Source organism: Mycobacterium sp. WMMD1722 (genome assembly GCF_049315205.1).
Lineage (GTDB): Bacteria > Actinomycetota > Actinomycetes > Mycobacteriales > Mycobacteriaceae > Mycobacterium.
Genome location: NZ_CP186056.1, coordinates 4742908 through 4754849 on the forward strand (window position 1 = coordinate 4742908; position 11942 = coordinate 4754849).

An 11942-nucleotide genomic window follows, 5' to 3' on the forward strand; every position below is an offset into this window, starting at 1 on the left:
TCCTGATGGTCGGGTGCACCGAATACTAGAACCTGTTCTAGTTTCATGTTTGAAGATCGGGACGCCGGGAACGAGTTCGTCGTGAGCGCCGCCAAGACTCTGTACAAACCACTGACCATCGCCAGCAGCATCGGGGGCGGCCTGTTGGCCGGCAAGATCTTCACCCTGATCTGGGAGCGGCTCCATCCGGAAGGAGAGGAGCCACCGGAGGCGACGGACCTCTCGACGTCTGCGCGCGACGTGTTTCTCACCGCGGCCCTGCAAGGCCTTATCGTGGGCGTGGTCCGGGCTGCGGTGGCGCGTACCCAGGCCAAGGGATTCCGCGCACTCACCAACGAGGACCCCGAGGTCTGATCTCGACGCGCGCCGCGAGAGCGCCTCCGTGGCATCGGCCCGTCGGATCGTTTCGGCACCAAACAGCCCGGGTATCGACCGGAGATGGCTGACACCGAGACGGACATCGCCGACCCTGAGCGGATGCCCGATCCCGACGATCCACGCAAACCCGATTCGCCGGCCGATCTGACGAAGCGGTCCTGGCTGTACGTGCTGCGCAAGACGGCGCGCGAGTTCACCGCCGACCAGTGCACCGACCTCGCCGCGGCGTTGACGTATTACGCCGTCCTGTCCCTGTTTCCGGCGATGCTGGTGATGGTGTCCCTGCTCGGTGTGTTCGGTCAGGGCAGGCGTACCACCGACGCCGTCCTCGACCTCGTCGGTGACGTCGCCCCGGCATCGGCGGTCGACACGCTGCGCCCCACCATCGAACAATTGGTCGCGGCGCCGTCCGCGGGCTTCGCGCTCGTCATCGGCATCCTCGGAGCGCTGTGGTCGGCGTCGGGCTACGTCGGCGCGTTCGGGCGGGCGATGAACCGGATGTACGAGATCGACGAGGGCAGACCCTTCTGGAAGCTGCGCCCGCTTCAGTTGGTGCTCACGCTGGTGGCGCTGGTGCTGGCCGCCGCCGTGGCCTTCATGCTGGCCGTCAGCGGTCCGCTTGCCGAGGCGGTCGGCAACGCGGTCGGCCTGGGCGGTGCGGCGGTGGCCGTGTGGAACATCGTGAAGTGGCCGGTGATCCTGGTGTTCGTCGTCGCCGTGGTGGCCGTGCTGTACTACGCCACGCCCAACGTCCAACAGCCCAAATTCCGCTGGATCAGTATCGGCGCCACCGTGGCGATCGTCGTCTGGATCATCGCCTCGGTGGGCTTCGGTCTCTACGTGGCCAACTTCTCCAGCTACAACACCACCTACGGCACGTTGGCCGGGGTGATCGTGTTCCTGCTCTGGCTGTGGATCACCAATCTGGTGCTGCTGTTCGGGGCCGAACTCGACGCCGAACTCGAACGTGGGCGGCAGCTGCAGGCGGGCATGCCCGCCGAGCGGGAACTGCTGCTGCCGCCGCGCGATGACCGCAATGTCAAGAAGATGGCCGAGGCCGAGGAGAAGGACGTCAGGATGGGCCGAACGTTGCGGCGCAGCCGCGGCCGATCCAGTTAGCGCATACTCGCTGGCGTGACTCGACGGATCCACGTCATCGGCATCGGTGCGGGCGACCCGGATTATGTGACCGCCCAGGCCGTGACAGCCCTCAACGACACCGACGTCTTCTTCGCCATGGACAAGGGGGAGACCAAAGACGATCTGGTGGCGTTGCGCCGGGAGATCTGCAGCCGCTTCATCGACGACCACGACTATCGCTTCGTCGAGCTGCCCGACCCCAAGCGTGCGGCCGACGGGGAATACCGCAGGATCGTCGCCGACTGGCACGCCCGGCGCGCCCGGCTGTGGGCCGACGCCATCGAAGCCGAGCTCGCGCCCGACGGTGTCGGCGCCTTCCTGGCCTGGGGCGACCCGTCGCTGTACGACAGCACGCTGCGGATCCTCGATCTGGTCCGCGAATTCGTGGAGATCGACTACGACGTCGTCCCCGGCATCACCGCGATCCAGGCGCTGACCGCGCGGCATCGGATCCCGCTCAACGACGTCGGCGAACCGGTGCTGGTCACCACCGGACGGCGGCTGCGCGAGCAGGGCCTCTCCGGTACGGCGGTGGTGATGCTCGACGCCGAGTGCTCGTTCACCGTATGCGCGCCGGAGACGCGGATCTGGTGGGGTGCTTACCTCGGCACCTCGGAGGAGGTGCTGGTGAGCGGCACCGTCGGGGAGGACGGCGCGCGTATCGAGGAGCTGCGTGCGCAGGCGCGGGCCCGGCACGGCTGGATCATGGACACGTATCTGCTGCGCGCCTGAGTGACGGGCGCTGGCAGGATCAGGCCATGGCCTTCCTGCTACGCGCGGCGGTGACCGGCGTCGCCCTGTGGATCGTCACCCGGTTGATGTCGGGTATCGAGTTCGTCGGCGGCGACACCACGCTCGCCCGCATCGGGGTCATCTTCGTCGTCGCCGTGGTGTTCGGTCTGGTCAACGCGGTCATCAAGCCGATCGTGCAGTTCGTGTCCATCCCGCTGTACATCCTCACGCTGGGGTTGTTCCACGTGGTGGTCAACGCGCTCATGCTGTGGCTGACCGCGTGGATCACCGAACACACCACACACTGGGGTCTCTACATCGACGACTTCTGGTGGACCGCGATCTGGGCGGCCATCCTCCTGTCCGTCGTGAGCTGGCTGCTGTCCCTGGTCACCGGCGGGCTCACCGCCGACCGCTGACGCACACTGGAACCATGCCCGAACTCCCCGAGGTCGAAGCCCTCGCCGACCATCTGCGTCGCCACGCCGTCGGACTGCCGATCGTCCGGGTCGACGTGTCGGCGTTCTCGGTCCTCAAGACCTTCGACCCGCCCATCACCGCGCTGCATGGCCGGGAGGTCACCGACGCGCGCCGCTGGGGCAAATACCTGGGGCTGGCCGCCGGTGACCTGCTGCTGATCACCCACCTCTCGCGGGCCGGCTGGCTGCGCTGGTCGGACAAGCTGGCCGCGGCACCGCTCAAGCCGGGCAAGGGCCCGATCGCGCTGCGCGTGCACCTCGGCACGCCGGGGGAGGCGGTCGGATTCGACCTCACCGAGGCCGGCACCCAGAAGCGGCTGGCGGTATGGCTCGTCGACGACCCGGCGAAGGTACCCGGCATCGCCACGCTCGGTCCCGACGCGCTGGACCTGACCGCCGAGGATCTGGGCCGGATCCTGGCCACGGAGTCCGGCCGGCTCAAGAACGTCATCACCGACCAGAAGGTGATCGCGGGCATCGGTAACGCCTACAGCGACGAGATCCTGCACGTGGCGCGGCTGTCACCGTTCGCCACCGCCGGAAAGCTGACCGATGCCCAGCTGGCGTCGCTGCACGACGCGATGATCTCGGTGCTGACCGATGCGGTGTCGCGGTCGGTGGGGCAGCAGGCCGCAACGCTGAAGGGGGAGAAGCGATCCGGTCTACGCGTGCACGCCCGCGCGGGGTTGCCGTGCCCGGTGTGCGGTGACACCGTCCGCGAGATCTCGTTCGCCGACAAATCTTTCCAGTACTGCCCGACCTGTCAGACCGGCGGCAAGATCCTCGCGGACCGACGGATGTCCCGCCTGCTCAAGTAGCGCTTGCCGAAATCGGCGTTGGGTATAACTCACGTCATGACGACATTCCGTACCGCACACCCCCGGGTCGAGCCGCTGCTGACCGAGTTGCCGCGTCGAGTACAGGCCGCCGACAACGAGCGCGTGCGCGACATCGTCGACGCGATGACGGGGCAGCCGCTGGGCCAGGTGCCGCATTGCACCGCCGAGGACGTCGTCGCGGCGGCCGCGCGGGCTCGCGCCGTGCAAGCCGAATGGGCGGCGCGACCGGTCGCCGAACGGGCCGCGGTGATGCTGCGCCTGCACGATCTGGTACTCGAACACCAGGACGAGGTGCTCGACCTGATCCAGCTGGAGAACGGCAAAGCGCGCAGACACGCCTTCGAAGAGGTCATCGACGTTGCACTGACCGCGCGCTACTACGCTCACACCGCCGAGGAGACGCTGCGACCGAAGCGCCGTCAGGGCGTGCAGCTGATGCTGACCGAGGTCTGGGAGCATTACCACGCCAAAGGCCTCGTCGGCATCATCTCGCCGTGGAACTACCCGCTGACGCTCGGAATCAGCGACGCCCTGCCCGCCATCGTCGCCGGTAACGCGGTGCTGGCCAAACCCGATGACCGGACGCCGTTTTCGCATCTGTGGGCGGTCCGGCTGCTGGAGCGCGCGGGGATGCCGGCGGGACTCGTCCAGACCGTCACCGGACCGGGCTCCGAACTCGGGACGCCGATCATCGAGCAGTCGGACTATCTGATGTTCACCGGTTCGACGAGCACCGGGCGGACCGTCGCCAAACAGGCCGCCGAACGGCTGATCGACTACTCGATGGAGCTGGGCGGCAAGAACGCCCTGCTGGTCCTCGACGACGCCGACGTCGCGAAGGCGGCGCGCGGTGCGGTCAAGGCGGCGTTCTCGAATGCCGGTCAGCTGTGTATCTCGATCGAGCGGATCTATGTTCCCGACGCGCTGTGGGACGAATTCGTCAGTCGTTTCGTCGAATACACCAACGCGCTGAAACTCACTGCCGCGTTGGACTATTCGGCCGATATGGGCACTCTGATCAATCAGACGCAGCTCGACACCGTCACCCACCACGTCGACGACGCGGTGAGCAAGGGCGCGACGGTGCTCGCCGGCGGGAAGGCCCGCCCCGACATCGGGCCGTTCTTCTACGAACCGACGATCCTCTCGGGTGTCGTCGAGGGGATGGACGCCTACCAGGACGAGACCTTCGGGCCGGTGGTGTCGCTGTATCGGGTGGCCTCCGAGGAGGAGGCGATTACCAAGGCGAACGACAGCCGCTTCGGGCTGAACTTCAGCGTGTGGACGGCCGACCCACAACGCGGTCGTGAGGTCGCCGCGAAGCTGCAGGCCGGCACCGTCAACGTCAACGAGGCCTATGCCGCGGCGTGGGCGTCGGTCGACGCGCCGATGGGCGGAATGAAGGATTCCGGCGTCGGGCGTCGCCACGGCGAGCACGGCATGCTCAAGTACACCGAACCCCAGACCATCGCGGTCGAGCGCGGGCTTCCGGTCGGCGCACCGCCATGGCTGAGCGCCGACCGCTACGCCAAGGTGATGACCGCGGGGTTGAAGGCGCTGCGTCGCATCCCGGGTGTCAAATAGAAGTGATTTCGGCGTGCTGCAGCGCGCTGAGCGCGCCATCACGCCGAAATAACTTCCTGAGTGGGTTTAACCATCCGCTCGGAGGCAACCCTCACCTCATGAACGCGAAACTCTCGAAGCTCACCCCAGCTCTGTTCGCGGGTGTCGCTGCCGCAGGTATCGCAGCGGCGCCCATGGCTCTCGCTCAGCCGGCTCCGCCGCCGCCCCCGCCGTGCTTCAACCCCGACGGCACCCCGTGCACCCCGTCGGCCGGACCGCAGGGCGCCGGTGCGGGTATCCCCGGTGGACCCGGCGCACAGGCCGGCTCGGACGGTCAGGTCTCGGCCGGTGTCCCCGGCGGCCCGTTCGCTCAGGCCGGTCCCGGCGGCGGCGTCGCCTGTGTTCCGGGCGGCCCGTGCCAGACCATCGACCTGCCCGGCTGATCACCGCCTGATCGCAGACCGCAAGCGCGGTGACGGCGTCGGAATCGACGCTGTCACCGCGCTTGCGCGTCTTACGCCGATCGCCCGCGCTCGGTCCGGTAGTGCCGCACCAGCGCGTCGGTCGACGTGTCCGTCTGCTCGGCGGGGGAGTCGGCGCCGGTGAGGACCGGCAGCAGCGCCTTGGCCTGGGTCTTGCCCAGTTCGACACCCCACTGGTCGAACGAGTCGATACCCCAGATCACACCCTCGGTGAACACCTGATGTTCGTAGAGCGCGATCAGCTGACCGACGACCGACGGCGTCAGCTTGGTCGCCAGGATCGACGTCGTCGGCCGGTTGCCCGGCATCACCTTGTGCGGCACCACCTTTTCCGGCGTGCCTTCGCCGGCGATCTCCTCGGCCGTCTTGCCGAACGCCAGCACCTGCGTCTGCGCGAAGAAGTTGCTCATCAACAGGTCGTGCATGCTGCCGGTGCCGTCTGCGGTCGGCAGGTCGTCGGTGGGCTGGCTGAAGCCGATGAAGTCGGCGGGCACCAACCGGGTGCCCTGGTGCAACAACTGATAGAACGCGTGCTGGCCGTTGGTGCCCGGCTCACCCCAGAAGATCTCACCGGTGTCGGTGCCGACCGGGCTGCCGTCGGCCCGCACCGACTTGCCGTTGGACTCCATGGTCAGCTGCTGCAGGTACGCGGCGAAGCGGGACAGATCGTTGGAGTAGGGCAACACCGCGCGGGACTGGGCGCCGAAGAAGTTCGAGTACCACAGCCCGATCAGCCCCAGCAGCGCCGGCGCATTCTCCGCCAGCGGGGCGGTCCGGAAGTGCTCATCGACGAGATGGAACCCGGCCAGGAACTCGGCGAACCTCTCCTTGCCGATGGCCGCCATCACGCTGAGCCCGATCGCGCTGTCCACCGAGTAACGGCCGCCGACCCAGTCCCAGAACCCGAACATGTTGTCGGTGTCGATGCCGAAGTCGTCGACGAGCTTCTTGTTGGTCGACACGGCGACGAAGTGCTGGGCCACCGCCGCATCGCCCAGCGCATCGGTGAGCCAGCGCCGCGCGGCCGTCGCGTTGGTCAGCGTCTCCAGCGTCGAGAACGTCTTGGACGCCACCACGAACAACGTCGATGCGGGATCGAGGCCGTCCAGCTTGGCCACCAGATCGGCCGGGTCGACGTTGGAGACGAAACGCGCCGAGATGCCGGCGTCGGCGTAGTGGCGCAGCGCGTCGTAGACCATCACCGGGCCCAGATCCGATCCGCCGATCCCGATGTTGACCACCGTGCGAATCCGTTCGCCGGTCGCGCCGGTCCACTCACCGCTGCGCAGCCGGTCGGTGAACTCACCCATCCGGTCGAGCACCTCGTGCACGTCGGCGACGACATCCTGGCCGTCGACCTCCAGCGTGGCGCCGCGCGGCAACCGCAGCGCGGTGTGCAGCACCGCACGGTCCTCCGAGGTGTTGATGTGATCGCCGGCGAACATCGCGTCGCGACGCTGTTCGAGTCCGGCGGCCCGCGCCAGGTCCAGCAGCAGCCGCAGGGTCTCACGGGTCACGCGGTGCTTGCTGTAGTCGATGTAGAGATCGCCGACCGACAGGGTCAGCTCGGTGCCGCGCGCCGGGTCGTCGGCGAAGAATTCGCGCAGGTGGGTAGCACCGATCTCGCCATGATGGCGGGTCAGTGCCTGCCAGGCGGGTGTGGCGGAGATGTCGGTCGGCGCAGAGTCGGCGGGCATGTTTCCGACCCTAGTGCGGTCGAGCGAATAGAGGTGTAAATGATGGATGTATGGATACCAGCGCGCTGTTGAAGTCAGTTCCCACCGGCCTCTGGATCGGTGGTGAGGAGCGCCGGAGTTCGTCGACGTTCAACGTGCTCGACCCCAGCGATGACCAGGTGCTGGTCGCGGTCGCCGACGCGACGGCCGAGGACGCGATCGCCGCGCTCGACGCCGCCGTCGCCGTGCAGGACGAATGGGCCGCCACCCCGGCCCGCAAGCGCGGCGAGATCCTGCGCTCGGTGTTCGAGACCATCACCGAGCGCGCCGACGACATCGCCGCGCTGATGACGCTGGAGATGGGCAAGGTCGTCGCTGAGAGCAAGGGCGAGGTGACCTACGGCGCGGAGTTCTTCCGCTGGTTCGCCGAGGAGGCAGTCCGCATCGGCGGCCGCTACACCCCGAGTCCCGCGGGCACCGGCCGCATCATCGTCACCAAACAGGCCGTCGGTCCCTGCTACGCGATCACGCCGTGGAACTTCCCGCTTGCGATGGGCACCCGCAAGATGGGGCCGGCGTTCGCCGCGGGTTGCACGATGATCGTCAAACCCGCTCAGGAGACGCCGCTGACGATGCTCTACCTGGCCAAGCTGTGCGATGAGGCCGGGCTACCCAAGGGTGTGCTCTCGGTGTTGCCCACCAGTGATCCGGGCGCGGTGACCAAGGCCCTCATCGATGACGGCCGGCTGCGGAAGCTGACGTTCACCGGCTCCACCGGGGTGGGCAAGGCCCTGGTCAAGCAATCGTCGGACAAGTTGTTGCGCACGTCGATGGAACTGGGCGGCAACGCGCCGTTCATCGTGTTCGACGATGCCGACGTCGACGCCGCGGTCGAGGGCGCGCTGCTGGCCAAGATGCGCAACGGGGGTGAGGCCTGCACGGCCGCCAACCGGTTCCACGTCGCCAACGCGGTGCGTGAGGAGTTCACCGAGAAGCTGGTCAAGCGGATGAGCGAGTTCACCCTCGGCAACGGCCTTGACGAGTCGTCGAAACTGGGCCCGCTGATCAACTCCAAACAGCTCGACAAGGTGACCGAGCTCGTGTCCGACGCGGTCTCGCGCGGTGCGACCGTCGCCGTCGGCGGTGTGGCCCCCGGCGGCCCGGGCAACTTCTATCCGGCCACCGTGCTCGCCGACGTCCCCGCCGACGCCCGGATCCTCAAGGAGGAGGTGTTCGGACCGGTCGCCCCGATCACCGGATTCGACACCGAGGAGGAGGGCATCGCCGCGGCCAACGACACCGAATACGGCCTGGCGGCCTACATCTACACCGAATCGCTGGATCGGGCGCTGCGGGTGGCCGAGGCCATCGAATCGGGCATGGTCGGCGTCAACCGCGGCGTGATCTCCGACGCCGCGGCGCCGTTCGGCGGGATCAAGGAGTCCGGCTTCGGCCGCGAGGGCGGGACCGAAGGGATCGAGGAGTACCTCGACACGAAATACATCGCGCTGACCAAGTAGATCGCAGGCGCGCCTTCCGGATCCGGCGCCGCAGCACCCATAGACTTCCTTGCTCGAACCCGATCTTGGAGGTCATGGACGTGACTGCGGCGCCGGTCCGCGTCACCGGGCGACGCCGGTGGGTGGCGCCTCCGTCGACGGCGCCTCGCCGCGGCTCGGCCCGACGGGATATCCCGGCGCTCGACGGTGTGCGGGCGATGGCGGTGCTGCTCGTCCTCGCCGACCACGGCGGCGTTCCGGGCGTCAGCGGCGGATTCCTCGGTGTCGATGTCTTCTTCGTGCTCAGCGGCTTCCTGATCACCTCGCTGCTGCTCGACGAGCTCGGCCGTACCGGTCGGATCGATCTGCGCGGCTTCTGGATCCGTCGTGCTCGGCGCCTACTGCCCGCACTGCTGACGGTGGTGCTCGCGGTGGTGGCCCTGCGCGAACTCTTCCCGCCCGAGGCCGTCACCGCGTTGCGCGACGACGCCGTCGCGGCGTTCTTCTGGGCGGCCAATTGGACGTTCGTCGCGCAGCAGACCGACTACTTCTCCCAGGGCAGTCCGCCGTCGCCTCTGCAGCACACCTGGTCGCTCGGCGTCGAGGAGCAGTACTACCTGGTGTGGCCGCTGCTGATCGTCGCCGTCGTCGGGGTGCTGGCCTACCGACGCGCCGCGCCGTCGCTGCGGGCGGTGCGCTTCTCGGTGTTCGGGTTGGCGGTGGCGGGCGCGGCGGCCAGCGCGACCGCGGCGATCCTGCTCACCTCCGGGCCCGGCGCAGCTGCCATGGCCAACCGCGTCTACTTCGGCACCGACACCCGCGTACAGGCGTTGCTGATCGGCGCCGCGGCGGCCGCGCTGCTGGTCCGCGACTGGTCGACGGTCACCATGGACACCCCGATCCGGCCGCGGTGGGGCCGTTGGCTGGCCCGCGCGCTGTCACTGTTGGGACTGGCCGGCGTGGCCGCGCTGGCGCACCTGGCGACCGGCAGCCCGGACGAATACCGGACGGGCCTGTTGACCGCGGCGGCGGCCGCCTCGGTCCTCGTGGTAACCACCGTCGCGCTGGATCAGGGGGGACCGGTGGCCCGGCTGCTGGCCTGCCCGCCGCTGGTCTGGTTGGGCACCATCTCCTACGGCGTCTACCTCTGGCACTGGCCGATCTTCCTGCTGCTCAACAACGAACGCACCGGCTGGTCGGGGTGGACCTTGCTGACGGTCCGGTGTGCGGTGACCCTGGCGGCGGCGATCGCGTCGTACTGGGTGCTGGAGCGCCCGATTCGGCGGTGGCGCCCGGTCTCGGTGCCGATGCTGCCGCTGGCGGTGGCGTCGGCCGCGACCGCGGCGGTGGTGACCCTGACCGTCGTCCCCGTCGGCGGCACCGCGCTCGAGGACACCGGGCGGGCCGACTCATTCGACATCGCCTCGGCCGCGGCGGTGATGCCGGAGATCCCGGTCCAGGTCGGCGGCACCGCGAAGACCGCGCCGGGCACCCGTTCGGTCGCGGTGTTCGGCGACTCGATCGCCTGGACCCTGATGCGCTACCTGCCGCCGACTCCGGGACTGCACTTCGCGAATTACACCACCATCGGCTGCGGTATCGCCCGCGGCGGGCCCTACCGGGCCGCCGGCGAAACGCTGACGCAGAAGCCGGAGTGCGATACGTGGCCGACCCGGTGGGCGCAGCGCATCGGCTACGACAGACCCGACGTCGTGCTGCTCATGATCGGTCGCTGGGAACTGGTGGACCGGCAGAGCGGCGGCAAGTGGGCCCATGTCGGCGACGATTCCTACGACACCTACCTGCGCGGTGAGCTCAACCGAGCGCTGGATGTCCTGGGCTCGACCGGCGCCCGCATCGTCGTCACCACCGCGCCCTACAACCGCCGCGCCGAACGCGCCGACGGGAGCCTGTACCCCGAGGACGAACCCGAGCGCACGGATGCCTGGAACGACCTGCTCCGCGCGGTCGCCAAACCTCGGCGCAACGTCACCGTGCTCGATCTCAACGAGAAGATGTCGCCACGGGGCTACTACACCACGCGCGCCGACGGCATCCGGTTGCGCAGCGACGGTGTGCATCCCACACCCGAGGCCGTGGAGTGGCTGACGCCTTGGCTCACCGAGGCGCTGGCGACGCCCGAGCCGCCGCCTGCTCCCGCGCCGAAGGGTCGTCGATAGTTCCGCGAGCGGGTTTGCTCCAAGCCGCTTTTTGCATCGTCAATCAGCGTGTGCTGCATTTGCCAGTTTCGCGTGCGTACGACATGTTCCCGGTTTACGGTCAGCCCGTCGGCAGCCGACGTCGAGGGGAGATGAGACATGGGTGTTCAGATCAGACCGGCCGCGATCGTCAGTGGTCTGGGGGTGGCCGCCACTCTCGCGTTGACCGGTGCCCCGGGCGCGGGCGCCGATCCGGCGCCGTCGTCGGTGGAGTCCGACTATCTGAATCTCCTCGCCGCGAACGGGGCGCACATCGCCGGCCAGGACGCCGATGAGCTCAAGCTCGGCTACCTGCTGTGTGCCCTGAGTCAGACCAACGGTGTGCCGCCGGCCGGCGCCGCGGTGTACATGACCGCCGCCCGGAACTCGCGGCTGTGCTACTACGTCTCGGCCAACGGTGGCCCGACCGCCGCACAGATCCAGCAGGGTCTCGAAGTCTGGCAGCAACAGCAGAACGCGCCGGGGATCGGCGCATGGCTGGACGTCGACCCCGACAACGACGGTCGCCCGAATTCCGAGGACAACTTCGACTACGACCCCGGCCACTACTGAGCGTTCGGCGTCATCGATTCGGTCAGTGGCCGAGGCGGCCGCGACCCAGGCGCAGCAGCAGCATGGCGAGGTCTTTGCCCTCGGGACCCAGCTGGCTGTAGCGCTCGATGACCTTCATCTCACGGCTGTGCACCAGACGGGTGCCGCCGGAGGCCATCCGCGCCTTGCCGATCAGTCGGGACACCTCGGTGCGGCGTTGCACCGCGGCGAGGATGGCGGCGTCGAGCCGGTCGATCTCCTGGCGCAGATCGTCGATGTCGGGCACGGTGTCGGTACTCATGTCGGACTCCTCGTTTTCATTGTGGGGCGGTTGCGGTGTCATCCGGTATCAGGGCCTCACACAAGAAACGAGCCCCGGATCCGAGCGGACCGCGGGGCTGAAG

General features: G+C 68.4%; 12 protein-coding genes and 1 pseudogene. 11 read left to right on the forward strand and 2 right to left on the reverse strand.

The features are described 5' to 3' along the window. Window positions 1-45 precede the first annotated feature (45 nt). The 8 genes and pseudogenes from ACN27E_RS22930 to ACN27E_RS22965 all read left to right on the forward strand — a co-directional run bounded on the left by ACN27E_RS22930 (window position 46) and on the right by ACN27E_RS22965 (window position 5574). Complete coding sequence (locus ACN27E_RS22930; protein ID WP_422744979.1) at window positions 46-354, forward strand: DUF4235 domain-containing protein; 309 nt, start codon at window positions 46-48, stop codon at window positions 352-354. Window positions 355-438: 84 nt separating this feature from the next. Continuing rightward, window positions 439-1497: a YihY/virulence factor BrkB family protein gene (locus ACN27E_RS22935; protein WP_422744981.1), complete on the forward strand. Its 1059-nt coding sequence runs from the start codon at window positions 439-441 to the stop codon at window positions 1495-1497. A 15-nt stretch (window positions 1498-1512) separates the two neighbouring features. Further along, the gene (gene cobF / locus ACN27E_RS22940) at window positions 1513-2250 is read left to right on the forward strand and encodes a precorrin-6A synthase (deacetylating) (RefSeq protein WP_422744982.1); all 738 of its coding nucleotides are present in this window, start codon (window positions 1513-1515) and stop codon (window positions 2248-2250) included. Between the two features lie 26 nt (window positions 2251-2276). After that, window positions 2277-2669, forward strand: coding sequence for a phage holin family protein (locus ACN27E_RS22945; RefSeq protein WP_422744984.1), 393 nt, complete (start codon window positions 2277-2279; stop codon window positions 2667-2669). A gap of 14 nt (window positions 2670-2683) precedes the next feature. Then, a pseudogene (locus ACN27E_RS22950) lies at window positions 2684-2926 on the forward strand (DNA-formamidopyrimidine glycosylase family protein); the annotation flags it as partial. Window positions 2927-3088: 162 nt separating this feature from the next. After that, a complete protein-coding gene (locus ACN27E_RS22955; RefSeq protein WP_422750071.1) occupies window positions 3089-3547 on the forward strand; it encodes a zinc finger domain-containing protein in 459 nt (152 codons plus the stop codon). Between the two features lie 36 nt (window positions 3548-3583). Further along, the gene (locus tag ACN27E_RS22960) at window positions 3584-5152 is read left to right on the forward strand and encodes a succinic semialdehyde dehydrogenase (protein ID WP_422744986.1); all 1569 of its coding nucleotides are present in this window, start codon (window positions 3584-3586) and stop codon (window positions 5150-5152) included. Between the two features lie 98 nt (window positions 5153-5250). Continuing rightward, window positions 5251-5574 (forward strand): hypothetical protein, encoded by a 324-nt coding sequence (locus tag ACN27E_RS22965; RefSeq protein ID WP_422744988.1) that lies wholly within the window; start codon window positions 5251-5253, stop codon window positions 5572-5574. A 71-nt stretch (window positions 5575-5645) separates the two neighbouring features. Here the strand turns inward: ACN27E_RS22965 and pgi are convergent, their stop codons facing one another. Then, window positions 5646-7310 (reverse strand): glucose-6-phosphate isomerase, encoded by a 1665-nt coding sequence (gene pgi / locus ACN27E_RS22970; protein ID WP_422744990.1) that lies wholly within the window; start codon window positions 7308-7310, stop codon window positions 5646-5648. Window positions 7311-7360: 50 nt separating this feature from the next. Between pgi and ACN27E_RS22975 the strand changes: the two genes are divergently transcribed. The 3 genes from ACN27E_RS22975 (at window position 7361) to ACN27E_RS22985 (ending at window position 11559) form a co-directional block, all read left to right on the forward strand. Next, complete coding sequence (locus tag ACN27E_RS22975) at window positions 7361-8809, forward strand: NAD-dependent succinate-semialdehyde dehydrogenase (RefSeq protein ID WP_422744992.1); 1449 nt, start codon at window positions 7361-7363, stop codon at window positions 8807-8809. Between the two features lie 74 nt (window positions 8810-8883). Continuing rightward, window positions 8884-10968: an acyltransferase family protein gene (locus ACN27E_RS22980; RefSeq protein ID WP_422744994.1), complete on the forward strand. Its 2085-nt coding sequence runs from the start codon at window positions 8884-8886 to the stop codon at window positions 10966-10968. Window positions 10969-11106: 138 nt separating this feature from the next. Beyond that, the gene (locus ACN27E_RS22985; RefSeq protein ID WP_422744996.1) at window positions 11107-11559 is read left to right on the forward strand and encodes a hypothetical protein; all 453 of its coding nucleotides are present in this window, start codon (window positions 11107-11109) and stop codon (window positions 11557-11559) included. A gap of 22 nt (window positions 11560-11581) precedes the next feature. Here ACN27E_RS22985 and ACN27E_RS22990 read toward each other — a convergent pair whose 3' ends face one another. Continuing rightward, entirely contained in the window at window positions 11582-11881 is a 300-nt protein-coding gene (locus ACN27E_RS22990; RefSeq protein ID WP_422744998.1) for a chorismate mutase, read from the reverse strand. Window positions 11882-11942 lie beyond the last annotated feature (61 nt).